This window comes from Methylophilus sp. OH31 (assembly GCF_000576615.1).
Taxonomy (GTDB): domain Bacteria; phylum Pseudomonadota; class Gammaproteobacteria; order Burkholderiales; family Methylophilaceae; genus Methylophilus.
Window position 1 is genome coordinate 489140 of record NZ_BAUS01000002.1, and the last position, 25782, is coordinate 514921.

25 protein-coding genes are annotated in these 25782 nt (G+C 51.5%); 13 read left to right on the forward strand and 12 right to left on the reverse strand.

The window, feature by feature from the left end; translation table 11 throughout:
* From OH31_RS04095 to xseA, 6 genes are all read right to left on the reverse strand, one after another.
* Positions 1-354 (reverse strand): ArsC family reductase, encoded by a 354-nt coding sequence (locus OH31_RS04095; RefSeq protein WP_024929733.1) that lies wholly within the window; start codon positions 352-354, stop codon positions 1-3.
* Positions 355-433: 79 nt separating this feature from the next.
* Entirely contained in the window at positions 434-2431 is a 1998-nt protein-coding gene (locus OH31_RS04100; protein ID WP_242402195.1) for a bifunctional diguanylate cyclase/phosphodiesterase, read from the reverse strand.
* Between the two features lie 305 nt (positions 2432-2736).
* Entirely contained in the window at positions 2737-3564 is an 828-nt protein-coding gene (gene dapD, locus OH31_RS04105; protein ID WP_024929735.1) for a 2,3,4,5-tetrahydropyridine-2,6-dicarboxylate N-succinyltransferase, read from the reverse strand.
* A gap of 114 nt (positions 3565-3678) precedes the next feature.
* On the reverse strand, positions 3679-4491 hold the full coding sequence (locus OH31_RS04110) for a M48 family metallopeptidase (protein ID WP_019881767.1): 813 nt from the start codon (positions 4489-4491) through the stop codon (positions 3679-3681).
* Between the two features lie 140 nt (positions 4492-4631).
* Positions 4632-6515: a potassium transporter Kup gene (locus tag OH31_RS04115; RefSeq protein ID WP_024929736.1), complete on the reverse strand. Its 1884-nt coding sequence runs from the start codon at positions 6513-6515 to the stop codon at positions 4632-4634.
* A gap of 159 nt (positions 6516-6674) precedes the next feature.
* A complete protein-coding gene (xseA, locus tag OH31_RS04120) occupies positions 6675-7886 on the reverse strand; it encodes an exodeoxyribonuclease VII large subunit (RefSeq protein WP_024929737.1) in 1212 nt (403 codons plus the stop codon).
* Between the two features lie 194 nt (positions 7887-8080).
* Here xseA and OH31_RS04125 point away from each other — a divergent pair, with 194 nt between their 5' ends.
* On the forward strand, positions 8081-9070 hold the full coding sequence (locus OH31_RS04125; protein WP_242402196.1) for a lytic transglycosylase domain-containing protein: 990 nt from the start codon (positions 8081-8083) through the stop codon (positions 9068-9070).
* Positions 9071-9184: 114 nt separating this feature from the next.
* Positions 9185-9679 (forward strand): disulfide bond formation protein B, encoded by a 495-nt coding sequence (locus OH31_RS04130; RefSeq protein ID WP_024929739.1) that lies wholly within the window; start codon positions 9185-9187, stop codon positions 9677-9679.
* A gap of 46 nt (positions 9680-9725) precedes the next feature.
* On the opposite strand, the gene OH31_RS04135 is transcribed toward OH31_RS04130, so the two are convergent.
* From OH31_RS04135 to OH31_RS04145, 3 genes are read right to left on the reverse strand one after another with little or no spacing between them, the layout of a single operon-like run.
* On the reverse strand, positions 9726-10676 hold the full coding sequence (locus OH31_RS04135; RefSeq protein WP_024929740.1) for a 5'-nucleotidase: 951 nt from the start codon (positions 10674-10676) through the stop codon (positions 9726-9728).
* Between the two features lie 10 nt (positions 10677-10686).
* Entirely contained in the window at positions 10687-11688 is a 1002-nt protein-coding gene (locus OH31_RS04140) for a hypothetical protein (RefSeq protein WP_242402197.1), read from the reverse strand.
* 54 nt (positions 11689-11742) lie between these two features.
* The gene (locus OH31_RS04145; RefSeq protein WP_024929742.1) at positions 11743-12906 is read right to left on the reverse strand and encodes a GGDEF domain-containing protein; all 1164 of its coding nucleotides are present in this window, start codon (positions 12904-12906) and stop codon (positions 11743-11745) included.
* A gap of 197 nt (positions 12907-13103) precedes the next feature.
* On the opposite strand from OH31_RS04145, the gene cysM reads away from it, so the two are divergent.
* The 5 genes from cysM (at position 13104) to OH31_RS04170 (ending at position 17437) form a co-directional block, all read left to right on the forward strand.
* Positions 13104-13997 (forward strand): cysteine synthase CysM, encoded by an 894-nt coding sequence (cysM, locus tag OH31_RS04150; RefSeq protein ID WP_024929743.1) that lies wholly within the window; start codon positions 13104-13106, stop codon positions 13995-13997.
* Positions 13997-15985, forward strand: coding sequence for a hypothetical protein (locus OH31_RS04155; protein ID WP_024929744.1), 1989 nt, complete (start codon positions 13997-13999; stop codon positions 15983-15985). The genes cysM and OH31_RS04155 overlap by 1 nt, the downstream gene beginning before the upstream one ends.
* A gap of 48 nt (positions 15986-16033) precedes the next feature.
* Positions 16034-16300 carry a hypothetical protein gene (locus OH31_RS04160; RefSeq protein WP_024929745.1) on the forward strand — a complete coding sequence of 89 codons (267 nt, stop codon included), beginning with the start codon at positions 16034-16036 and terminating at the stop codon, positions 16298-16300.
* Entirely contained in the window at positions 16297-16776 is a 480-nt protein-coding gene (locus OH31_RS04165) for a YdbL family protein (RefSeq protein ID WP_081755122.1), read from the forward strand. Before OH31_RS04160 ends, OH31_RS04165 begins: the two co-directional genes overlap by 4 nt.
* A 181-nt stretch (positions 16777-16957) precedes the next feature.
* Positions 16958-17437, forward strand: a complete 480-nt coding sequence (locus OH31_RS04170; RefSeq protein WP_024929747.1) for a hypothetical protein — start codon at positions 16958-16960, stop codon at positions 17435-17437.
* 67 nt (positions 17438-17504) lie between these two features.
* Here the strand turns inward: OH31_RS04170 and OH31_RS04175 are convergent, their stop codons facing one another.
* A complete protein-coding gene (locus OH31_RS04175) occupies positions 17505-18182 on the reverse strand; it encodes a hypothetical protein (protein WP_024929748.1) in 678 nt (225 codons plus the stop codon).
* Between the two features lie 314 nt (positions 18183-18496).
* Between OH31_RS04175 and OH31_RS04180 the strand changes: the two genes are divergently transcribed.
* Positions 18497-19267 carry a 3'-5' exonuclease gene (locus OH31_RS04180; RefSeq protein ID WP_024929749.1) on the forward strand — a complete coding sequence of 257 codons (771 nt, stop codon included), beginning with the start codon at positions 18497-18499 and terminating at the stop codon, positions 19265-19267.
* Positions 19268-19353: 86 nt separating this feature from the next.
* Here the strand turns inward: OH31_RS04180 and OH31_RS04185 are convergent, their stop codons facing one another.
* Positions 19354-19842: a hypothetical protein gene (locus OH31_RS04185; protein WP_024929750.1), complete on the reverse strand. Its 489-nt coding sequence runs from the start codon at positions 19840-19842 to the stop codon at positions 19354-19356.
* A gap of 67 nt (positions 19843-19909) precedes the next feature.
* Between OH31_RS04185 and rlmD the strand changes: the two genes are divergently transcribed.
* Both rlmD and OH31_RS04195 read left to right on the forward strand, forming a co-directional pair.
* Positions 19910-21283 carry a 23S rRNA (uracil(1939)-C(5))-methyltransferase RlmD gene (gene rlmD / locus OH31_RS04190; protein WP_024929751.1) on the forward strand — a complete coding sequence of 458 codons (1374 nt, stop codon included), beginning with the start codon at positions 19910-19912 and terminating at the stop codon, positions 21281-21283.
* A gap of 13 nt (positions 21284-21296) precedes the next feature.
* The gene (locus OH31_RS04195) at positions 21297-22739 is read left to right on the forward strand and encodes an ABC transporter substrate-binding protein (RefSeq protein WP_024929752.1); all 1443 of its coding nucleotides are present in this window, start codon (positions 21297-21299) and stop codon (positions 22737-22739) included.
* 19 nt (positions 22740-22758) lie between these two features.
* On the opposite strand, the gene OH31_RS04200 is transcribed toward OH31_RS04195, so the two are convergent.
* On the reverse strand, positions 22759-23448 hold the full coding sequence (locus tag OH31_RS04200) for a VIT family protein (RefSeq protein WP_024929753.1): 690 nt from the start codon (positions 23446-23448) through the stop codon (positions 22759-22761).
* A gap of 133 nt (positions 23449-23581) precedes the next feature.
* On the opposite strand from OH31_RS04200, the gene OH31_RS04205 reads away from it, so the two are divergent.
* From OH31_RS04205 to OH31_RS04215, 3 genes are read left to right on the forward strand one after another with little or no spacing between them, the layout of a single operon-like run.
* Positions 23582-24070 (forward strand): L,D-transpeptidase, encoded by a 489-nt coding sequence (locus OH31_RS04205; RefSeq protein WP_024929754.1) that lies wholly within the window; start codon positions 23582-23584, stop codon positions 24068-24070.
* On the forward strand, positions 24063-24974 hold the full coding sequence (nikB, locus tag OH31_RS04210; protein ID WP_024929755.1) for a nickel ABC transporter permease: 912 nt from the start codon (positions 24063-24065) through the stop codon (positions 24972-24974). Before OH31_RS04205 ends, nikB begins: the two co-directional genes overlap by 8 nt.
* On the forward strand, positions 24971-25762 hold the full coding sequence (locus tag OH31_RS04215) for an ABC transporter permease (protein WP_024929756.1): 792 nt from the start codon (positions 24971-24973) through the stop codon (positions 25760-25762). The genes nikB and OH31_RS04215 overlap by 4 nt, the downstream gene beginning before the upstream one ends.
* The last annotated feature ends 20 nt before the right edge of the window (positions 25763-25782 follow it).

The window sequence follows — 25782 nt, forward strand, 5'->3', positions numbered from 1 at the left end:
TTATTCTTTGGCAAACAGTTGGGCATAATCGGCTTCATTAAAGCCGAGGGCGATGATTTTGTCGTTGTTAACGACGATAGGGCGCTTGATCACCGAGGTTTTTTCTTGCATTAAAACCTGCGCAGAAGCAGCATCCACAACCGCATTTTTCTCGGCTTCAGTCAGGTTGCGCCAGGTCATGCCGCTACGGTTGACCAGTTTTTCCCATGGTTGCTGTTGCAGCCAGGATTGCGCGGTGGCATTGTCCAGCCCGAGTTTTTTAAAGTCATGGAATTCATAAGCAACGGCATGTTGCTCCAGCCAGTCGCGGGCTTTTTTGACGGTATTGCAATTAGGGATGCCGTATAGTTTCATGGCGGATAATCAGGTAAAAAGCTTATTTTACCAGCCAGAAGTGCGGGCGTTGCAATTTATTGTTGCAACAGCGCTTGCTTTAAAACAGGCTTTGCGTGGTCGACTTCAACTGTAGTTCACTGAAGACGTCAAACAGGAATTTTTGCTCAACTGGCTTGGAGAACAGGAAGCCTTGCATTTGGTCACAACCGATGCTGACCAGGGCTTTGCGCTGGTCTTCGTCTTCCACGCCTTCTGCCACCACATTCAAATCCAGCGCGTGCGCCAGTTTAACAATGGCTTCTACAATTAGCAGTGCCGTATTTGAGGCTGCTACCCCTTTGGTCAGGGTGCGGTCGAGTTTGACTTCGCTGATTTCGAGGTCTTGCAGATGCGTGAGGCTGAAAGGGTGCAGGCCAAAGTCATCCAGCGAGATTTTGAGGCCTTGCTGCTTAAAGTGGCGCAAAGTTTCCTGGAATTGCGCCTGGTGATGGATGGCATTGGTTTCTGAGACTTCCAGGATCAGGTTGCGTGCTTCGACTTCATGTTGCTCAAGAATCGACTGTATGAGTGAGCTGAGTTGTTTATTGCGGAATTGCTGGTTGGACATATTGACCGAAATACTCAAGTCTATGCCACGTTCACGTGCCTGTTTGATGGTGCTGCAGGCTTGCGAAATCACCCAGGCATTGATTTCTTCAATCATGCCAAAGCGCTCAGCCGCTTCGATAAAATTGTTAGGCGAGAGCAGGCCGCGTGTGGGGTGTTGCCAGCGCAAGAGGGCTTCTGCACCATGCACGATACGCGTCAGGGCATCGACTTTTGGTTGAAATAGCAACCTGAACTCTTGGTGCGTAATGGCTTGTTTGAGCTCCACGCGCGTTTGCTGCATTTCGTCTGATGCTTGCTCAATTTCAGCATCAAAGAAACGGTACTGGTTTTTGCCGTTTTCCTTGGCTTTATACATCGCTGCGTCAGCATTTAATTTGAGTTTTTGCAGGTTGCCATCCTGCGGGTACATGGAGACGCCAATGGAGCAGGAGATTTCGATGACGTGGTCTTCGATAATGAAAATCTCACGCAAGGCATCAACGATGCGTTGCGTCACGGTGACCACACTTTGATGATTTTCGATTTCGCTGAGCACGGCAATAAACTCATCGCCGCCGGCGCGTGCCACATAGTCGCAATTGCGGATGGCATTGCTGATGCGTTTGGAAACTTCAATCAGCAAGAGGTCGCCGATGTGGTGGCCAAACTGGTCGTTGACCGGTTTGAAATGGTCGAGGTCGATATAGGCTAATGCCAGCGACTCACCATTGCGGTCACAGCGTTTGGCGCTGATGATCAGATGCTGGTTCAAGGCATCGCGGTTAGGCAGGTGTGTGAGCGGGTCGTAGGCCAGAAACTTTTTGTTCACAGTCTGCGTATTGCGGAATGTGAGTTTGCTTTGCGTAATATCGACATTGCGCTCATAGAAAATCACCAGGATAAACGAAGTAATAAACAGCAATACCGGCACCAGCACCAGCAACAGCATGAGGTAGTTGCCTGTCTGGTCAGTCGGCTGGCTGAGCAGCATATTGTTATGCACAATGCTCAGGTTAATGGCAGTGTGAGAGGCGAGGAAGCCCAGCGCAATTTCGACCGAAAACATCCATTTCAGGCGATGCAGCGCTTTACCTTCGTAGCCTTTCAGCCAGAGGATGGTCACAATCGCCAGTGCCGAGGTCAGGCAGGCGAGAAATAGCGCGAATAATGCGGTCCAGGTGTCAATGCGGATATTGATGGCACCCGCACTGATCTGAAAGAAGTAAGATAGTAAATAGCCGCTGACGCCCGCCGCCAAGGAGGCATACAGCAAATCGCGCAGCGGCAATTTCTTTTTGTTAACGGTTTTGAGTAAAGACAGTGACAGCAGGTAAGCGCACAGCAGGCTGCCAATGAAATCGACCGGATGTTGAGTGATTTTGGGAAAGTTATCTGCTGCGAGTTGGTAACCGGCATGCAGCAGGAAAATGCCAGCAGCGGTGAGTGCAGCGTATTTTTTGAGCAAGGCATCATGATCTTTTGCTGCGGCGATACGCAGATTGTCCACGAGCTTAAATGCAAAAAAACATCCAATGACACTGGATGTGAAGAGCAGCAAAATAAGCATGTGAGTTGGGATCATAAAAGTTGCACGGTCATTGTGATTGTTAGTGGTGTGACTCTACTGCGTTTTGTTTCTTGCCTGCTGACTCTCCGTCCTTTAACACTCCGAATAACATAAAACGATGATCGACAACCCTATATCGAATATCGTCAGGTGAGAATCACTCTTAATATCGACCCGTCCTCTGCATAACTTGAGGGACGGAATCGTTTTAAGGCGTGATTCCCAATACGCCTGGCGTTTAAGCCTTAAACGCCGCGCAATAATTCGTTGATACCTACTTTACCCAAGGTTTTGGCATCGACTTTTTTCACGATGACTGCGCAGTACAAGCTATATTTGCCATCGCTGGATGGCAGGTTGCCAGACACGACCACTGAACCTGCTGGTACGCGGCCAAAGTGGATTTCACCAGTTTCGCGGTCATAAATTTTGGTTGATTGACCAATATATACGCCCATGGAGATCACGCAGTTATCTTCAACCACCACACCTTCAACCACTTCTGAACGGGCACCGACAAAGCAGTTATCACCAATAATGGTTGGGCCCGCTTGTACTGGTTCCAGTACGCCACCAATGCCAACGCCGCCGGACAAGTGTACGTTTTTACCAATTTGCGCGCAGGAACCGACAGTCGCCCAGGTGTCGACCATGGTGCCCTCGCCAACATAAGCACCGATGTTGACGTAAGAAGGCATCAATACTGCATTCTTGGCGATAAATGAGCCTTTACGCACGATGGCATTAGGCACCACGCGGAAACCGCCTGCCTTGAAGTCTTCTTCACTGTAGTTGGCAAACTTTGGATCTACTTTGTCAAAGTAGCGTGTCACGCCGTCATCCATCAGATAGTTGTCTTTCAGGCGGAAAGACAATAAAACGGCTTTTTTGATCCACTGATGGGTTTCCCATTGCTGGGTATCGCCAATGCGGGTCGCTACACGCAATTTGCCTGCATCCAGGTCATCCAGCACAGAAGCCACGGTGGCTTTGATATCGGCTGGTGCATTGGCCGGGTTGATGTTGGCGCGGTCTTCAAAAGCCGCTTCAATAATGCTTTGACGTGGATCCATGATGTTCTCTTGTTCGATTAAATAGTTCGGTTGAATAACAGTAAACCCGAAATTTTAACCTAATTTTGACGGGTCAGGGGCCGCAGATGTCAGGCAGCCCCTGCCAGCAAGAATTTATTTATTTTTGGCAGCGAGATAGAGCGGCATGACTTTAGGCGCTAACGCTTGCAGGTCTTTGATGCGGTTTTCGCTGGAAGGGTGGGTGCTGAGGAATTCAGGCGGCGCCTCTTTGTTGGCCGCCATCATTTTTTTCCATAAGCTCACCGCTGCTTCCGGGTTGTAACCGGCGCGTGCAGCCAGCTCCAGCCCCATGCGGTCAGCTTCACGTTCCTGTTCGCGGCCGTTAGGCAATGAGAATAGCAACTGGCTGCCCATACCTGCGCCCTGCGCGGCCATGCTGCCCGCCGTACCGCCGACAAAGGAGGCGAGTGCCTGCAGGCCAAATTGTTGTACATACGCTTGGGACATGCGTTCACGGCCATGCTCGCGTAATGCGTGTGCAATTTCGTGGCCAATCACTGCGGCCAGTTCATCGTCAGTGGCATTCAGCTTCTCGGCCAGGCCGGAAAACACCATGATTTTGCCACCTGGCATGCAATAGGCATTGAGCTGGTCATTCTTTTCGACATTGACTTCCCATTTCCACTTGGCAGCATCCGGCCTGAATACGCCGACCTGGGCAATCAGGCGGTGAGAAATCGTCGTCACGCGATTCAATAATGGTTTATCTGCATTCAGCGTACTTTTCTTTTGCGCCTCTTGCAGCGTTTGGGTGTAGGACTGCGCAGACATTTTGTCTACGGTGGCAGAGGGCAATAGCAATAACTGGCTGCGTTGCACGCCAGAGACGCTGTTGTTGGTGGTGCTGGCGCACGCGGTGAGCAATGCACACATCACGGCGACTGAAATGGTTTTTAAGTTAAACATATGTTCCCTCACTCGTTGCAATCATGCTTTATCGTATGGCTTGCATGATCCGTTGACACCAATCGGTCACAACATCACTTAGCAAGCTAAAAGCGTATTTTACGCCTGGATGATTAACTTTAGTTTGCAATCTTTTTAATTTAGATTTTAACTTGTGAGCCCAGTTCAACCACGCGGTTGGGCGGTAATTTGAATTGGTTGGTGATGGTTTCCGCGGTGCGGAACAAACCAATAAAAATCTTTTTGCGCCAGAACGCCATACCAGGTTTGTCTGAGGCAATCAGACTTTCCTTACCGACAAAGAACGAGGTGTCCATGGTATCCAGCGTCAATCCTAATGGCTCGGTGAGTACCAGGTCTCTAGGTAAGTCAGGTTCGTCCATATAGCCGTAGCGTAGGGTGACACGATAAAAGCCGTACGGTAACGCTTCGACGGCAACGCGTTCTTCCTGGCTGGTGTAAGGGTAATCTTCAAAGCGCACCGTCAGGATGACCATGGTTTCATGCAGCACCTTGTTATGCTTGAGGTTATGCAGCAAGGCATGCGGTACGCCGTCCGGGTTGGGCGTCATGAATACCCCCGCGCCATTAACGCGTGCTGGTGGGTGCGCACCAATGGCCTGAATAAAGGGAATCAGTTCCATAGACTCTGATTTGAGGATGCCATACAGCAGTCTACGGCCAGTTTTCCAGGTGCGCATCAGGGTGAAAATAATCAGGCCAATCAGTAATGGCACCCAGCCACCATCCGGAATCTTGAGAATATTGGCGGCAAAGAAGGACAAGTCAATGACCAGGAACAGCGTAATCAGGCAGGCTGTTTTCAGTTTGCTCCAGCCCCACAGGTGGTGGAAAACCACGGCCGCCAGCAAGGTGGTGATCACCATGTCACCTGTCACTGCAATGCCGTAAGCGGCGGCCAAATCGCCAGAACTGCCAAAAATAATCACCAGGCCCATCACGGCCACCATCAGGCCCCAGTTAACGCGCGGCATATACACCTGGCCCTCAGTTTTTTCTGAGGTATGTGCGACGTGCATGCGTGGAATAAAGCCGAGTTGCAACGCCTGGCGTGAGACTGAAAACGCCCCGGTAATCACGGCCTGTGAGGCAATCACTGTCGCCAATGTGGCCAGGATGATCAGCGGGAACAATGCCCAGTCAGGTGCTAAATGATAAAACGGGTTCTGGATCGACTCTGGTTCTGCCAGAATCAGTGCACCTTGCCCAAAGTAGTTACAGATCAGGGCAGGTAGCACAAACAGGAACCAGGCCAGCCGAATGGGCTTGCGGCCAAAGTGACCCATGTCAGCGTACAGTGCTTCGGCACCTGTCACGGCCAGTACCACTGCGCCTAGCGCAATAAAGGCAATTTTCGGTTGGGTATAAAAAAACAGGAAAGCGTAGGCGGGGCTCAGGGCTTTGAGGATTTCTGGATGGTGGTTGATATTGATGACGCCAAGGATGCCTAGTACTGCAAACCAGGTCAGCATCACCGGGCCAAAAAAAGCACCGACGACGGCGGTGCCTTTGCTTTGTGCCCAAAACAGTACAAACAGCACGCATAGTGTAATTGGCACAATCCAGTTATCCAACTGTGGTGCGGCGACTTCCAGCCCTTCAACGGCAGATAGTACCGAGATGGCTGGGGTAATCATGCCATCCGCGTAAAACATGCAGGCACCGACAATGCCCAGCATCATGATGCGCTTTCGCTGCTCAGGCTCGCCACCGGCATAACGGCTGGCCAGTGACAGCAAGGCCATGATGCCGCCTTCGCCGCGGTTATCTGCCCGCATAATAAACGCAACATACTTGAAAGAAACGATCAGCAAGAGTGCCCAGGTGATCAATGACAAGATGCCGTATACATTATCTTGTGTCAATAACAGTGGGTGGTGGCCAACTGCAAAGACTTCTTTCATGGTGTAAAGGGGGCTGGTGCCAATATCCCCGAAAACGACGCCTAGCGCGGCGAGTGCCATGGTGTGGAGCGCCGTTTGCTGATTTTTTGTATGGTCCATTGTGTGAACAGCTGAAGACAAGCAATGATTATCGGTTAATTCTAAAACTTCACCAATGACTTTGACACAAATAATCTATCAGTAAGTGCCTTTAATTTGTCAGTGGGTGTCTTTGTGGACGATTGCATGAAAAGCCTGCTGGTTAGCAGCCTTGTTTTTTCAGTCACCACTTTTTTCAACCATGACTTTTGCCTGACCATGATGCAGTGTTAATTGCAGGCGTTCGCCTATCGTGAGCTGGCTGGTGTCTGTCACGGCGATGCCATCCTGCTTTTGCACAATGGCGTAGCCACGTGCCAGCACCTGATGCGGGTTCAGTTGTTGCAAGCTGGTGGCCAAATATTCCAGCCTGCGCTGACGTGCTTGCAAATATTGTTGCATGCCCAGTTTTAAGCGATGTTGCCATTGTTGCAATGATTGTTTCTGCTGCTGCAGTTGCTGTGCAGGCGAAATCAGGCGTCGCGACAAATAGTCTAGTGTTTGTGATTGCTGGCGCATCAATGATTGCATGGCACGCATCAGGCGTTGTTGTGATTGCGCTACTTGCTGGCGTAATTGTGATTGATCCGGGCAAGCCAGTTCGGCAGCGGCTGTCGGTGTGGCTGCGCGCAGGTCTGCCACAAAGTCGGCAATGGTAAAGTCAGTTTCATGGCCTACGCCGCTGATGGTGGGCAAGCGGCAGGCCGCCAGCGCCCGCGCCACGATCTCTTCGTTAAATGACCATAAATCTTCAATGCTGCCGCCACCGCGGCAAACCAATAAAGTATCGACTTCCTGGCGCTGGTCGGCTAATTGAATCGCTTGTGCAATCAGCTCTGCCGAGCCTTTGCCCTGTACCGGTGTCGGGTAAATGATTACCCCCATGCCAGGGTAACGCCTGCGGATGGCCGTGAGCACATCACGCAAGGCTGCTGCGTCGGGTGAAGTCACCACGCCTATGCGTTGCGGGTTAGACGGAATGGCTTTTTTGCGCGACAGGTCAAACAGGCCTTCGGCTTGCAAGCGTTGTTTCAATTGCTCAAACGCTTCATACAGCCTGCCCATGCCTGCTGGCTGCATAAACTCAATTGTCAGTTGAAAGTCGCCGCGCGCTTCATACAGGGTGACTGTTGCGCGCGCCTCTATCAGGTCACCTTCGCGCGGCATGCTGCCCACCAGGCTATTACGGCCTTTAAACATCACGCAGCGCACCTGGGCGCGATCATCCTTCAGCGAGAAATACCAGTGGCCACTGGCCGCGCGCGTGAAATTGGAGATTTCGCCGCTGATCCAGAATAGCGGAAAGCTGGTTTCCAGCAGCTCTTTCGTCAGTCGCGTCAGGTCGCTGACATTCAAGATTTGTTTAAAAGGCGTCGATAACAAGTTGGTCATAGCCCCGCATTATCCAACAGCAGATTGCTGTTTGGCTATGTCTTTCGCACGGTTTTTGCGCCGTTTTAACGCAAGACTTGGCACTTTATGCCAATAAACGAGTCATTAAATAAATAAGGCCTGGAGATATTTTTATCCGAATGCAATTGAATATACCTCACACTGCTATGCACCGCGCAAGCTTATGGACGACCATGTGCGTAGCGTTTGTGTGCGCGGCACTTTTACCGCAGGCGTCCAAGGCCGAGGAGCAGGCTGAACAATTATCAAGTGAAGCGCAGCTCTCGCCTGAAACGCAGCCTGTGAGTGAAATTCAGCCATCGGCAGAAACGTCGAATTCCCCAGTCAGTAGCGAGCCTGCGCCTGTTTATAGCCGTGAGCAGTCTGCCATCAAAAATGAAGCCTATAAACAATTTATTAAGTTGCAGGTGAGCTTGGCAGCGGGTACCAAAAATGCCCTTGGCCTGAGCAGTTATGAGCAAGCACATGCGCATTATTGTGCGCTGGCAGCGGAGTCGCGTGACCCCGATGCGCTATTTGCCATGGGCTGGTTTTACAGCACGGGTAAAGGCGTGACAGCGAATCATGATGTTGCTGCGCGCTTTTTCAGTCTGGCGGCGATACAGGGGCACCGTGATGCCAGGGAGTGGCTGGATAACGAGGCCGGTAATGCTGAGTTGGCTGTATTGCCTGCCTGTATGCTGAAACAAGGTAATTCTGCGGCGGAAGTGTTGTTTCGCAAGCGCGGCCCGATTTATCAACTGGTGAAAAAGCATGCGCCAAGCTATGGCGTGGATGTTGATTTTGCCATGGCGGTGATCGCTGTAGAGTCGGGCTTTAACCCGAAAGCCACTTCGCGTAAAAAGGCGCAGGGCCTGATGCAGTTATTGCCAGATACGCAAGCCAGGTTTCATGTGAAAGATGCCTATGATCCCGAGCAAAACATCAAGGGTGGATTATCTTATTTGCGCTGGCTGATCACTTATTTTAAAGGCGATGTCGAGCTGGTCGCAGCCGCTTACAACGCCGGTGAAAACGCAGTGCAGCGGCATCAGGGTATTCCGCCGTATCCCGAAACACGGGATTATGTGAAACGCATTGCCCGCTATTACAAAAAGAAACATCACGAAGTCAAACAGAAATCGGCTATGCATCAGCTTGAAAGTGCACAGGCGGCCTCCTGATTTCTGATAAAACACGTTGCACTTTTAAAAAGAGGGAACGATGTGCACACTGCCAGCATCATAAGCGCGTTATCTATTACAATTTAAGTTTTATTCAACGCGCAGGAGTTTGCAATGTGTCAGTGGTTTAAAGGTCGTGGTGGCTATGTGCTCGGTTTTCTGGCTGGTTTCGGCATTGTGGCACTGGCCTTGTTTATACAGGTGCAAAACCAGTTGGAGCCCTGCCCATTGTGTATTTCGCAGCGCATGGTGTTTATGGGCCTAGGCATATTGTTTTTGCTGCATGCATTTATTTCTCCCAAGTCATGGCTGCATGCTGGATTTGCGCTGCTTGAGGTGTTGACCGCACTCGGTGGGGCTGGTGTTGCTATTCGTCACTGGTGGCTGCAAGCGCATAAAGACGAAATTATCGCTGACTGTGGTGTCGGCTTTGACTACATGTTTGAAAACTTCCCGCTCAAAAAAGCCCTGACGCTGGTGTTTAGAGGCACTGGTGATTGTGCCGCGATAGACTGGACATTGTTTGGCCTGACCTTGCCACAACTAGGCTTGATCAGCTTTGTGTTGTTCGGCGCATATGCCGTGTTTCTGTTTCGCGTACGCCGTTAAATCGTCGGGTTAAATCATCGGGTAGCGCACTGAAGTAGCGAGGTGTTTAGTCAGTATCCTTAGTTTTCTGATTCGTTACCCCAAAAGGGATATGGACTGAAGGAACCACCTCAGACGCTGTTTTTAGATGTCCAGATTGATCATCAAAGAAAATATGGGGACGTAATACAGCAAGGACTTTACTTTTTTCGATACCGCCCAAGAAAAATGCATCATTCGCCATCACCCCCCAACTTTTCAGTGTATTCATGGCACGTTCATGCGCCGGCGCATCGCGAGCGGTAACGATTGAAACTCTGAGGCGATTGATGTACGAGGGGTCCACTTTCTTTTTCTCTTCCTCGGCAGACTGAATGGATGAGACACGCACAAGTAGCTGTTGCAGTGGTCCTGGATTGTGGGGCTGCATGACATTTGTGGCTTCATGCGCTTTAAATTCCTTCACATCTCTTCTCGCTTGAAACACTGTCTCAGACTCGTCGTCAACCAACACGCCATCAAAGTCGAAAGCAATCCGTAATCCAGCATCTTCTTCGTCATCAATCACTGCCGAGTTCATGACATGGCCAGCAGGCATGTTAAGGCGAATGGCAGAGTCAACATCGTCTTTGTTTCCCGACAAAAAAAGGGAGATGTTCAGTGCGGGAATAAATTCGTACGGCGCTTTTCCTTGCATGAAAATGGCTCTGGTCATGCCTATGTTGTAATGCTCGATAGACTTCATGACTCTAAGACCTGTGTCTGGGTCATTTCTTGAGAGCAATATGACCTCCACCAGTGGATCGTCTTGTGCGGGGCTGAGGTCATTTAAAGACAACAGGCGTTTGATAAAAGAGAATGCAATGCCTTTAGGTAATGGGTTGTTGAGGTTCTTTTCCTGAAATTTACGATAAAGGGCCTCTCCATCCCTTTTAAAGACTGCGTCTGAGTCTGATAAATCAAACATCGCACTCGATGCGACGCCTATCACTAATCGGTTGTCCAGAGTATATGCCATGATAAAGTGCTCAGGGTTGGGTGCGTCGGTCTAGCATTGCCGACTGCTTGGAAATCGCCTCGTGCCACTCTTTAAATGGCGCATCACATAATTGCTCGGCTTGTTGTGATAGCGTTTCAGGCGGCGTGTTGGCGGCGCGTAGCTTGGCCGTTTCTCGCTTCAGGCAACCTAAATATTTGGCTTTGGCATAAATCTCCTCGGTTTGCATACTGGCAATCGCCTGGTCGGCCAGGTTAAGCGATTGGCAGAGTGGGGCCGCTTGTGACGTGGCTTGCCAGGCATAGTCTGCTTTTTGCATATGAATGACATTGGCAATGTCTTGTCCGCGTTTGTGGATCCAGTCTTCGAGAATCTCGTTGCCACAGCTTTCGTTTTGGCAACGCATCACGCTTTTCAGTAGCCAGGCGGCTTGCTTGGTCATGCGATCTTCTGCGATGCCACAGTTATGGATGACGTCATGCGAGCGCGAAAAATACAGCTTGTAATTGGCGCGCCAACTGGCGTGGCTGGCACAGGCGACCTTGCGTAAAGGGTTACTTGGCGCGCAGCTCTCAGCTTGCAGAATCTGTAATCGTTCAGGCGCCCGGTTGCCTACGCGGCGACAGGCCAGTGAGATGGCTTGCCCGTAGGCTTGCGTCACGCCCCAGAAAGACAACCGTGCCTGGGCAAACTCTGGACTGCTTTTGAGGGCGTGATTGTTTTTCCAGTCCATGCTTTCTGAGGTTTGGGTGGCGTTGTGAAACACGGTTTCACGTTCTACTTCCAGCGAGAATTCGCTGCAAGAGGCTTGCACATACCTGGTCGCAATCGTGTCGTTATGATCATCGGCGCGGAGTTTGAAAAACACCATGTCTTCATGTTGGCCCACTTGTAGTGAGTCAAGGTCGATTGCCACTGTGAGGAACTTTTCCCGGCCTGGGACGGTTTGCCATTGTTCAGCATGGGCCATGGAGGTGAATAACAGGGATTGCAGGCAGGCGACGGCAAATACAACAGTAGAGCATTTCAGCATGATGAGCGACACGAAAACGACAAAAGTGGTGGGAAGGTACCTAAATGTAGTGACTTAGTCTAGCGCGGCAGCATAGACACTGTTACGACCGGCTTGTTTGGCTTCATATAGCGCCTGGTCTGCACGTTGTAATAATTGCGACAAGTTATCGCCTGGATGCAGCACAGCGACCCCGGCGCTGATGGTAATGTTGCCTACCCCCGCCATGTGAATGGCATTGATTTGATGCCGCACTTTTTCTGCCAGTTGTGTGGCCTGTTTAAGCGTTGTGCGCGGCGCATAAATAATCAGTTCATCCCCGCCCCAGCGCACGGTGATATCCGAGATGCGGCTGTGTTTTTTAATACAACTGGCCACCGATTTAAGGACAACATCACCCAATACATGGCCGTGGGTATCATTGATCTTTTTGAAATGGTCGATGTCTATCAAAATAAGCGCGTCAGAGATTTTTCTGCGCGTGATTGCGGGCGTATGTTCAGCAAATACAGTTTCAAAGTGATGACGGTTGCTAAGGCCGGTTAAATGGTCGGTGCTGGAAAGCGTTTTCAGGTTTTCCTTTTCAATTTCCAACGCCGTATTCGCCGCAGCTAATTGCTCGGTGCGTTGTTTGACCAAGGCTTCGAGGTCGGTATTGAGTGCTTTTAAATGGCTGGTTTGCGATTCACGCAGGCATTCGTAGTTGCGAATGATAAAGAACTGGGCCAGCAGGTAAAGGCACAGGCTGAGGATGTCGAGATTGCTATATTCCGAGGGAAAAATGCCTATGACATGGTTGCTGATCACCAATATCAGCAATAATGCCAGCATATAGTAACCAGCCACGCGGCCTTTGAGGTAAAACGCCGCGGCCAATATGAGTAACAGTAATGCACTGCGGGTGGTGGTGCCCATGCCCATGAAAAAGACGGTTAAAAACTGCATAAAGCAAAGCCATAAGGCCGTGCTGGCAATTAACTCAATATTTTTCTGGTAGCGATAAAGCACCCACAATAAACCAAAGGCAAGAAAGGCGGAGACCAGGTCGACACGGCCGATGAAGGGTTGCAGGTTCCAGCGGATAATCCCCATGGACAGCGATACAATGCCGGAGAACGCAAACACATTATTCAAGAAAACGACTTTATAGCGGACGTTATCGGCTTCGCTCAGTTCTGGAAAAAACTTGATCGGACGCAACATGACGGCAAGCGCTTGGCTAATCCACTTCTTTAACATCCAGTTTCCTTGGTAATTATTGTTTTTGTGATGCAGGCAGTTTATGTAAAATTAGTACTTCACCAGCTAAATCAGGAACGACACTGGAATTTTACATATATTAAGCATCTGCGTGTATTACTTTTAATCGATTCAATTCAGAATATTTTGGGCGCCAGGCCCCGTTCCGTCTGGAAAACAACAAACATCGGTCTGTTATGAAACCATACAAAACTTTGGATGACTTTGTCGGCAATACGCCGCTGGTCGCTTTGCAACGCATGAACCCTAATCCGAGCAACACCATTTTGCTCAAGCTGGAAGGGAATAACCCGGCCGGTTCGGTCAAGGACAGGCCTGCTTACAGCATGATTCTGCGTGCAGAAGCACGCGGCCAGATCAAGCCTGGCGATACCCTGGTCGAGGCGACGAGCGGCAATACCGGTATTGCGCTGGCTATGGTCGCTGCCATGCGTGGCTATAAAATGGTATTGGTGATGCCCGAGAATCAGTCGATTGAACGCCGTCAAAGCATGAAAGCCTATGGCGCAGAGCTGGTGCTGACGCCTAAGGACGGCAGTATGGAACTGGCGCGTGATGTCGCATTGAAGCTGCAAGCCGAAGGTGAAGGCATCGTGCTCGACCAGTTTGGCAACACGGATAATCCTTTGGCTCACTACGAAGGCACCGGGCCGGAAATCTGGCGCGATACGGCAGGCAAAGTGACGCATTTTGTGTCCAGCATGGGCACCACAGGCACCATCATGGGCACTTCGCGCTATCTCAAGGAACAAAACCCGGACATCCAGATCATTGGCGTGCAACCTGAAGACGGCGCGCAAATTCCTGGTATCCGCAAATGGCCAGAAGAGTACATGCCATCTATTTTTGATGCCAAGCGCATTGATGAACTACGTTATGTCAGCCAGAAACATGCGGAAGACACCACGCGTAAACTGGCCAACAAAGAAGGTATTTTTGCCGGTATTTCCAGTGGTGGCGCTTTATACAGTGCGCTGCAATTGTCGAAAGAAGTCAACAATGCCGTGATTGTGAGTATCGTTTGTGACCGCGGTGACCGTTATTTATCTACCGGGGTGTTTCCAGACTGATGCGCATCTGGGGGCTGATGCTACTGGCGTGGTCTCTGCCACTCTGTGCCATGACCGAGATCAGTCTGAGCGCAGACAGTATTTCCAGCGATCTGTTTCAGCTCGATAAACCGCATGCCGTCCTCAATCTGCAGGCCCAGCAGCAGGTACAAGTGCATGCTGATCGTTTGCAACTCGGCAATGCCCGCCTGGATAACCCCAATATTCGCCTGGATATGGGCACGCGGCCGACCTTGCTGGTGACCTCTGACCAGTTGCAAATGCAACCTTACCAGGTACGCCAGCCTAAGATATTTCTTGATTTGCGGCCACAAACTCGCCAGCCTGTATTGTCTTTTTATGCAGAGGTTAAGGCCTTGCAGGATGAAGTATGGGGTACGTTTCACCTGAATTGCCAGGTCCCCGCGCAGGCAGCCACACAACCCTGGCGCTGCGAAGACGGCTTATACCATGATGTGCGTTCTCATGTGCCGTTCAATGTGCTGGTGACGCCAACCTGGAAAGACGCGAATAAAAGCGGCCCTGCAGCCAGGGGCGTAGACCTGGAGCTAGCGGTGCGCGAGGCCAGGTTTAGTGATGCATCGGGTTTGCATGCAGGAGACAAACTCACTGGCAAGGTCAATCTGTCTGCGCACGAACAAGCCGGTGGCTGGCGCTGGCAGGGCGTGTTTCAATGGCAGCAGGGCGAGTTGTTCTGGCAACCGTTTTATTTCGCCGAGGGCAATAAGCGGTTTGAGATTCGTGGTTTTTACCGCCAACCTTATGCTGATATAGAGCAGGCGACCCTGGAGTTGCAGGGCGTGGGCACCTTGCATAGCCAAAGCCGCATCAACCTGATCAGCAAAGAATTTGAGTTTTTAAAGGTCGATGCCAAAGAGGTAGATTTTAATGGCGTTTACCAGGCGTTTATCCAGCCACTGATTCCGCACTCAGCGTTTGGCCACTTGCATGTATCCGGCAAGGCAGACTGGTCGTTTGAGGCCAAAGGCCTGCAGCCGCTCAAGTTTCACCTGAATATCACTGACGCCAGTGTCGAGGATCAGGCTGGTAAGTTCGGCTTTAGCCACTTTAATGCCGATATTCCCTGGGATTATGATCATCCCAGGCAGATTGCCATGGGTTACCAGTCCGGCCATATTCTAAAAATCCCTTTGGGTGAAACTCGCTGGCAGGCTGAGGTGGACCGTTTTTCGATTACGGCGCCACGTTTGCAGTTGCCAATCCTGGATGGCGGACTGGATTTTCAGGATATTTCCGCTGCCTGGATTAACCAAAGCATGGTCTGGCATGTCAAGATGGACTTGCAGCCGATCAGCATGTCTAGCTTCAGCCAGGCGCTGGGTTGGCCGAGGATGCGCGGCCAGATCGCAGGCACGATTCCACTGGTAACGTACGCTAACCACGAATTGCGTATGGTGGGCGATATGCAATTCAAACTGTTTAATGGCATGGTGGGCATGTCTGATCTGGATATTGATGACCCTTTGGGCGCGGTGCCCAAGTTACACGCCAATTTCACCATGCGTGAGATTGACCTGGGTGAAATTACGCGCACATTTAACTTTGGCTCTATCAGTGGCAAGCTGGAAGGCGATATTAAGGATTTACGCCTGCAAAACTGGAAACCGGTTTCTATGGATGCTTTTGTGCGCACTGCCGACGGCCCGTTCGAGAAGAAAATCTCGCAGCGTGCGGTAGAGAATATTACCGCCTTGGGCGGTGAGGGCACGGCGGCGGCCTTGCAACGCACCTTCTTGCGCTTTTTTAAAGAGTTCGGTTATGAAAAAATTGGCCTGAGTTGCCAGTTGCGCGGCGATATTTGCAAAATGGGCGGCGTCGAACCACTGCCAGATGGTTTTGTGATCGTCAAAGGCAAAGGGGCGCCCTCGGTCAACGTCAATGGCTATACGCAATATGTCAGCTGGAAAGACGTATTGGGGCGCATGCAGCGCGTGACGGATAGCAATAGTAAAATCATTATTGATTAAACTTGAATATATGATGAAGCACAAAACGGTTGTCAGAAAGGAAGCAGATTGAACCTGACTTTAATAAAACAGGACTGGATGCGTACCTGGCTATTGGTACTATCGGCCACGGGCTTGAGCGCTTGTGTCACCATTAATATCTACTTTCCGGCCGCCGCTGCAGAAAAAGCAGCGGACAAAGTCATAGACGAAATCTGGCAGGTGCCTGCCGGACAATCCCCGGCATCGAGCCAGCATTCTGCGCCGACTACCACCCCGGTGACCCCGTCTGCAACACCGGTAACGCCGACCGTGAATCCGGAGTCAGCTCCATGATGAGATTGCTACATAATTGTTCACGTCTGTTGCAACTATTTCTGCACCAGGGTTATCACACCTTGAAGGTTGGTGTGTTTTTGAGCTGCCTGGCGATGCTTTTTGAGGCGTTGCCGGTATATGCAGCGGCGGATCTTGATGTGAATACCCCGGCGGTTGCTGCAGTCAAAGCCAGTATGCAAAGCCGCCATTTGCAGTTGCTGCCGCACTACCAGTCTGGGGCTGTGGGTTTAACCGCAGACGGCTTTGTCGCGGTAAAAGAGGCCGGTTTGGTGCCATTGTCCCAACGTAGTGCGTTAGCTGCACTGGTCAAGGATGAAAACACTGACCGCGCCAGGTTATATCAGGGCATGGCTGCCGCAAATGGTCACCCTGAATGGGAAGGCGAGATACAACGTACATTTGGCCAGCGCTGGATTGATAAAGCGCAAGCTGGCTGGTTTGTGCAACGTGATGGACAGTGGGTGCGTAAATAGACTGGCAAAACAACAGCTTGGCTGATGTGGGGTGCGTCGGGCCCTGAAGTGATCTGTGCGACGCACTGCAATTGTCGGTCATGGCAATTCGATAAACAGCGTAGTAAAAGTATCGGCTTTCAGTTTCAGGCATGGTCATTGCATACAATCTAAGTGCATGTTCCGATGAAAGGAGTCCGTTGTGGCAACTAATCTTTTCGTTCTCCCTCGCTTGGGTGAAAGTATTCACCAGCAGGATTTGGGGATTTACTACATCCTGAATCACCATACTGGTCGTGTACGATCCTTGATACAGCTGGCACGTGAAAACGTGCATTGGTATCTGATGCAATTGCAGCCGATTGCCGATGGTCTGGATTATCGCTGGTCTGTGATGTCGCGCGAAAATGACTGCGCCCTCAAAGCCGCGACTGACAGGCAAATTGCACATTACTTTTCCAAAGCAGAATATGCTGAACCATCAGGCGCCTGGCAAGTGATGCGTAATGCTGATTTTGGTTTTGCCAAGTTCACGCCGATCGAAGCGCCGCATGAAGTCAGCTACGCCATTCTGACGTTTGATGGTGAAGAGATGAAAGCCCCGGTTCGCTTGCATAAAGCACCTGCCGAGTGGTTGGACGAGGACTCTGAAACCGATATCCTGCAACTGGAGTTTGCCTGACCCATATGAATGGCGCTAGCAGCGACCACAAGCATGTGGCAGCTGCTAGTCGAGGCGTCAATGTGCCTTAAGCAGTGGTGCTGACCACATTGCCAGTCGGGCCGCGGTGTTGCATGCCGGTAGACAATGCTTGCAAGAACCCGCTCAGGCTGGCGCTATCGCTGCTGCCACCTAGCGCACTCACGAGTGATTGAAAGCTGCTTTGCAGGTCGCTGCTAGTGCTGCTATCAGCACTGGTATCAGATGTTGTGCTATCCGTTGAATCACTATTCCCCAAAGCAGAAATCAGGCTTTGCAATTTGGCCTCCATGCCATGGCCGCCATAAGGTGGCGGTGGTGGCATGCCTTGCGTTGCACTGGTCTCAGTGTCGCTGTCACTACTGTCTGTGCTGCTAGTGTTCGTTGTGCCCTGGGACTGCAAGGCACTGATCAGGTTTTGTAAAAAGCTATTCAGCGCACTGGCGGCATCGGTGGTGCTATCGCTGCTGGTAGACGTGTCCGTACTGTCTGCGCTGGTGCTCGTACTTGTGCTGCTGGTGCTAGACTGTCCAAAAATGGATTCCAGGCCACCTTCAATGCCTGCGCTTTTCAGTGCAGAATCAATGGCACCCAGCAAGCCGCCACCATCCTTGCCTTGACCTTCGCCGTCGGGTGGCGGTGGTGGCGGTTGCATGCCGCTACGCTGACTGACCTGCGATAAAGATTGAATACTGCTGTTACTGCCTAGTGAACTGATAGATGTCATGATGAGAGCTCCGTAAATTTTAATCCGTAAGTGTTAAAGGTTCAGGGCTGATGTGATTGCTCCCTGGCAATACATCGTGTTAACTGAACATGGCCAGATTAAAGCGGAACATGGTTTTTTGATTGCTTGAAAAAACACAAAAAGTCTTTATAAATCAGTTATTTAAATGTATCAATTGATACAAATGGCCGTGGATTGTATCAATTGATACAATTGCCTCATTTTTTGTACAAACGACGCGTGAAAATAAGGTTTTCTGGTGTAAGCCTGGGCGCTGTGTTATTTTAAAAAGCAATTTTTTCACGAGTATAGTCATGCTAAGTTTGGTGTTTGATATTGAAACCATTCCGGATGTGGACGGGATTCGTCAGTTACATGACCTGCCTGCCAGTTTAAGTGATACTGACGTGGCTAATATCGCTTTTCACCAACGCCGCCAGCAGAATGGCACTGATTTTTTGCCGCACCATTTGCAGCGCGTTTGTGCAATATCTTGCGCCTTGCGCGAAGGCAGTCAGTTCCGCGTATGGACCCTTGGCGATGAGCAGTCGACCGAAGCCGAAATTATCCAGCGCTTTTTCGACGGCATTGAAAAGTACACACCTAACCTGGTGAGCTGGAATGGCGGTGGTTTTGACTTGCCCGTGCTGCATTATCGCGCCATGGTGCATGGCATTGCCGCGCCGCGCTATTGGGATCTGGGTGAAGACGACAAAGACTTTAAGTGGAATAACTACATCAGTCGCTATCACATGCGTCATCTGGATTTAATGGATGTACTGGCTATGTATAGTGGGCGCGCTAACGCACCGCTGGACCAAATGGCGCAGTTATGCGGCTTCCCAGGCAAGCTGGGCATGGATGGCAGTAAGGTGTGGCAGGCTTACCTGAATGGTGAAGTGAAAGCGATCCGTGATTATTGCGAAACCGACGTCGCCAACACGCACCTTGTTTATTTGCGCTTTCTCAAAATGCGCGGTCACTTGAATGAGGCCAACTATGCCGCAGAAATCCAGTTGGTACGCGAGACCTTATCCGGTTATGGCGGTGAGCACTGGCAACAGTTTATGGCTGCCTGGGCTTGAGGTTAAACGCCGGGTTTGGCGATATTTAACATCTTAAATATTACCGCAGATAAACCCTTGACGGCGTTTATCGGCGGTTAAGGTTTTTAAGGTGTCTCAGTGGCAGGCACTTCTGGTGCTGCAGCATCTTCTACTGTGGGTTCTACAGTATCTTCATCAATCTTGTTTTTCCAGTTCAGGATCACGCGTTGGTGCTTTTTGGCGTCATGCGTAAAGCGATAACGTTGCTCGCTGCCAAGGTAACTGGCAATGGCCTGGTATTTGCCACTGGGCAGGTTTAACAACAGCCTGGGTGCAGCGTGCTCTAGCGCAAATACGGTCTGATTTTTGCTGTCGACGATGCTGATGTTGATGTCATCAATCACGCGGCCGACTTTGCCTTCGGAAAACAGGAAATACAGATTGAATTGCTTTTTAAAGGACTCCATGGCGTCGACTTCTTCTGAGCCTATGCCACCAGTGACATAGTCCACGCCGTGGGCCTCTTGCTGAATAGCCACTTCGTCAGCGAAGCAGAAAGACGATGAAAAAAGTGCTACCACCAGTGTCGTGGTTAAGCGCCATTGTTTAAGCATCACAGACTCCTTATTTTGATTGGTTTGCTGGATGATTGTATGCCCAATTCAGGTAAAATAACAGGTTATGAGAAACAACCGTCAAAGATCCTCCAACCTGTCGTCTGCCGCCAGGGCAGCGCAGACTCCCCGCATTGCCACCATTGAATCCCTGGACCAGGAAGGTCGCGGTGTCACCCATGTCGATGGCAAGGTCATTTTTATTGAAGGCGCATTGCCATTTGAAGAGGTGAAGTTTGTCTCGCATCATGTCAAGGCGACCTATGAGTTGGCGACGACGGTAGAGGTGCTGAAACAGTCCAGCCAGCGTGTGACACCAGGCTGTGCCTATTTTGGCACCTGTGGTGGTTGCGCCATGCAGCATCTGGAGTTTTCCGCGCAGGTGGCGGCCAAGCAGCGCATGCTGGAAGCTGATTTATGGCATATCGGCCGTGTGCGTGCCGAGAAAGTGCTGCCGCCGATTCAGGGCACGCCATGGCATTATCGTCACAAGGCTCGCTTGCGTGTGCGTTATGTGGAGAAAAAGGGCGGCGTGCTGGTTGGCTTTAATGAAAAAGGCACCAGCTATGTGACTTTTATGGATAGCTGTGAAGTGCTGACGCAACCAGTGTCTGACCTGATCGTACCGTTGAAAGCCTTGATCGGCCAGCTGTCTATCAAGCAGGCAGTACCGCAGATTGAGTTGGCGGTTGGTGAAGATGCGACTGTATTGGTGTTCCGCATTATGGAAGCGCTGACCGAGGCCGATATCGCCTTGCTGCAAACCTTTGAAGAAACGCACGGCGCCCAAGTGTGGACGCAAACCAAGGGTCCGGACACTGTCAAGCCATTGTTCACGCATGGTGATATGCTGCATTACAGCTTGCCTGAATTTAACCTGCAATATCCGTTTAGTCCGATTGAGTTTACCCAGGTCAACCCGGCCATTAACCGCGTCATGATTCGTCGTGCGCTGCAATTATTGCAGCCACAAGCTGGTGAACGCATTGCTGACTTTTTCTGTGGTCTGGGCAATTTTACGCTACCGATTGCACGCAGCGGCGCCAGTGTCTATGGTGTGGAAGGATCGCAAGCCTTGGTCAAACGCGCGGTGGAAAATGCACAGCTCAATGGCGTCAGCAATGTTGAGTTTGCTGAATCTGATTTGTTCGATATGACACCGGAGTCATTGCAGTCGCTGGGTGCCTTTGATAAGTGGCTGGTGGATCCGCCGCGTGATGGTGCGATTGAGTTGATCAAGTCACTGCCGGATGCGGAGGACACCAACGCTGGCCATGCGCCATCGCGTATTGTCTACGTGTCTTGCAACCCGGCGACGCTGGCGCGCGATGCGGCGATTCTGACGCAGTCTAAAGGCTATCGCCTGCAAGCCGCTGGCGTGATGAATATGTTCCCGCATACGGCGCATGTTGAATCTATCGCGATTTTTGAGAAGATTTAAGGCGATGGGCAGGATGTTAGGCCGGTTATTGCCGGGGGTGTTGTTAGCGTGGGCGTTGAGTGGTTGCCAGCCGTCAAACGAGCCCCGTTCGCTGGTGTTTGCTGTGGCGCAGGCCCCGGTGAATCTGGATCCACGTTATGCGACGGATGCCGCTTCTGAACGCGTTAATCGCCTGATTTACCAGCGCCTGGTGGAATTTGACAGCCGCTCGCGCGAAGTGCCTGGGCTGGCGACCTGGCAAATGCGCGATGCGACGCATTACCGCTTCCAGTTATCTCAATCTGCCACCTTCCACGATGGCCAGTTGCTGACGGCTGCGGATGTGAAAGCGACCTACGACAGCCTGCTACAACTCAAGGATTCGCCGCACACAGCGGAATTCAAGCATATCCAGCAGATTACAACGCTGGACGCCAACACCATCGATTTTGAACTCAGCCGCCCAGACCCTCACTTTGCTGCGCGCTTGATGGTTGGTATTTTGCCAGCCCGCCTGATTGCGACCGGGCACGACTTTGGCCATGCGCCTGTGGGTAGCGGGCCGTTTAAACTGGATCAGTGGCAGTCAGCATTGCAGTTGCAGCGCTTAAGTGATGGCCTCAACGTGCGTTTTGACGAAGTGAAAGACCCCAATGTGCGGGTACTTAAACTCAAACGCGGTGAAGCTGATTTGATTCAGGGAGATTTGCCGCCAGAGCTGGTTAAGTATCTGCAAAAACAGCCTAATGTCACGGTGAAAACTGGGGTAGGTGCCAATTATTCTTATCTAGGGTTGAATGTACAGGCCGATTTTCTGCGCGATGCACGCGTCAGGCGCGCGATTGCCTACGCGATTGATACCCAGGCGATTATTGATAAAGTCATGGTCAGCCATAGCCGCCAGGCCAGTGCCATCTTGCCGCCCGAGCATTATGCCGGTAATCTGGCTTTGCAGCCTTACCCTTATCAACCGGCACTGGCCAGGCAATTATTGCAATCTGCAGGCATTAAGTTGCCACTGACGCTGACTTATAAAACCAGCACCGATCCTCAGCGTGTGCGGCTAGCGACGATTTTGCAGGCGCAAATGCAGGAGGCGGGCATAGACCTGCAAATCAAGAGCCTGGATTGGGGCACTTTTTTTGCCGATGTGCAAAAAGGTAATTTTCAGCTGTATGGCCTGACCTGGGTTGGCATTAAAACACCGGAGATTTACAGTCAGGTATTTGCTTCTAATAGCTTGCCGCCACAGGGCTTCAACCGTGGCCGCTATCAGGATGGCGTGCTGGATCAATTGTTGGAAAAAGAGGATTGGCCAGCGGTGACGCAGCGCATTCATAGTCAATTGCCAGTGATCCCGCTATGGTATGAAGGGCAGTTTGTCGCCTACCGTAATACCATTGCGGCTTACCAGCCCATGCCAGACGGCAATCTGGACGGTCTGGCACACGTGGTTTTTAAAGCGGCTAAAGACTAGTGCTTATTGGGGTGACGGATCACGGATTGACGCCAAACCAGTGACCGATCAGCGCCGTGGCTGCCATGGCGAGTGCGCCCCAAATCACGACACGACTGACACTTTTCACGATGCTGGCGCCACCGGTGCGCGCAGCGACAATCCCCAGCAAGGCTAAAAACGGCAAAGTGCTCACCGTTAACCAGGTTTGTGCTTGTGTATGCGGTGCCAGCCAGGCGGTGATCAGTGGCAAGATGGCACCGCTGGCAAAGGCCAGCGCCGAGGCCAGCGCGGCTTGTAATGGCTGCGCTTGGTTGATGTCGTGCAGGCCCAGCTCATCACGCGCATGCGCGGCCAGTGAGTCATGTGTTGATAGCGCTTGTGCCACTTGTTTAGCCAGTTCGGGAGATAAGCCGCGCTGGATATAAATACCAGTCAGCTCACGCAATTCGCTTTCCGGGTTTTCCTTTAACTCTTCGGCTTCACGGGCTAGGTCTGCCTGTTCGATATCCGTTTGTGAACTCACTGATACATATTCGCCTGCAGCCATGGAAAGCGCACCTGCCACCAGCCCGGCGACACCGGTCATGAGCAAGGCTTGGTACGTGGCACCAGCCGCAGCTACGCCCATCAGCAGGCTGGCGGTAGAAATAATGCCATCGTTGGCGCCCAGCACAGCCGCGCGCAGCCAGCCGCTGCGTTGTAAAAAGTGTAATTCGTGATGTGCCATGCGATTGCCCTGAGTCTAGCGATGAATAAAATAACTAAGCGAGTGAATCGGATTTTAATGGAATTTTTATTGCCAGAGACCGTGTTGCATCAAATCTCCGTCTATCACGGGCAAATCGCTTAGAATAATGGTTATGCATATTGAAATTTCTATCCCGGCGCAAACACTGACGGTGTTTGACGACAATGGCGGACAAGTGACGCGCTATGACGTCTCTACGGCGGCCAATGGTGTCGGCTGTATTAAAAACAGTGGCTGTACGCCATTGGGTGTGCACATTATCCGCGCCAAAATCGGTAGCGGGGCAGCTGAAAATACCGTGTTTGTTCGGCGCCGCCCGACCGGGGAAATATTTACTCCGGCACTAAAAGAGCAATTTCCTGACCGCGACTGGATTTTAACCCGCATTCTTTGGTTGAGTGGCACTGAGCCGGGCAAAAACCGCTTGGGTAATGTCGATACCATGCAACGCTATATCTATATCCACGGCACGCCGGAGGCGACTGTGCTGGGTGTGCCCGGTTCACATGGCTGCGTACGCATGCGCAATGCGGACCTGATCGAATTGTTCGAGCTGGTGCCCGTCGGTACCACCGTTAACATTTGTGAGGCGGATGATTAAGCGCTTTGCCACACTATTGCCCGTGGTCTTCGGGGTGCTATGCCTGACCTTCGCCTTGCTGCATCTGGTGCCGGGCGACCCGGTGGATGTCATGCTGGGTGAGTCTGCCAGTGCTGCTGACCGCACCGCACTCAAAGCGCAACTGGGGCTGGATCAGCCTGTGCTGGTGCAGTTCGGCCAGTATGTGATGCATCTGCTGCAAGGGGATTTTGGTACCTCTATCCACACACAAACCCCGATCTCGCAACTGTTATGGCAGGCCTACCCGGCCACGTTATTACTGGCTGTGGTTGCATTAGCAATAGGGCTGTCTATCGGTATTCCATTAGGCATCTGGTCTGCGCTCAAGGCCGGGCATTGGCAAGATGTGATGATCACCATGTTGAGTATCCGCCTGGCGGCGATGCCTGCGTTCTGGCTGGGACCGGTGTTGATGCTGGTATTTGCGGTCTGGCTAGGCTGGTTGCCTGTGAGTGGCATGGCGAACGCTACCAGCATCGTGTTGCCAGCAATGACGTTGGGGCTGGGCTTAAGCGCCATTTTGACGCGCATGACCCGTACCAGCCTGCTGGAAGTATTGAATGAGGACTACATCCGCACTGCCCGTGCCAAAGGTTTGAGTGAGCGACAAGTATTATTGAAACACGCTTTGCGTGCAGCCTTGTTGCCATTGGTCACCATTGTCGGTTTGCAAATGGGTAGCTTATTGGCCGGCGCGGTGATTACCGAAACCATTTTTAGCTGGAACGGTATCGGCCGCTTGCTGGTAGACAGCATTGAAAAACGCGATTACCCGGTGACCCAGGCCTGTGTGCTGGTGGTGGCGTTTAGTTATGTGCTGATCAATCAGGTGACGGATGTGGTTTATCGCTGGCTGGACCCGCGCACGCGAGGCGCAGCATGAAAGCCTTTTCGTTGCTGACTTTGAGCTTTTGGCTACTTGCCGTGCTGCTGGGGCATGCGATTGGTTTGAATCCCAACCAGATTGACCTTAACGCCATTCTGCAATGGCCGAGTCTGCAACATTGGCTAGGCACAGACGATTTGGGGCGCGATATTCTGGCGCGCGTGATTCGCGGGGTAGAGGTTTCTTTTCTGGTCACCGTGGTTGTCACTGCCGTGACGATGACGGTTGGCCTGAGCATCGGCCTGGTGGCCGGGTATAAAGGCGGCAGGCTGGATGCCGTACTGATGCAAGTCACTAATATTTTCCTCGCGTTTCCCGGGATGTTGCTTGCGATTGCGTTTGCGGCGGTACTGGGCGCGGGAATTAATAACCTGATTCTTGCGCTGTGCCTGACCGGCTGGGTGACTTACGCCAGGTTGTCTCGTGGCCAGTCACTGGCATTGCGCCAGCGCTTGCATGTGTTGGCGGCGGAGTCTTTAGGTGCCAGCAGCTTGCGGGTGATGTTATTGCATATTTTTCCGCTACTGATATCGATCTTGCTGGTAGAAGCAGCTTACAGTATGGCCAGTGTCATGATTGCCGAGGCGTCATTGTCGTTTCTTGGTTTGGGAGTACAGGCGCCCAATGCCTCCTGGGGAGCCATGTTGCGCGATGCTGTGCGTTTTATGCTGGTGGCACCACACTATGTGCTCACTGTCGGCGTGTGCATGATGAGCCTGATCCTGGCCATTAACCTGGGCGGCGATGTATTGCGTGACAAACTGGATGTGCGCAGCGAGGGCTAGATGATTGGAAAAGGTCATTC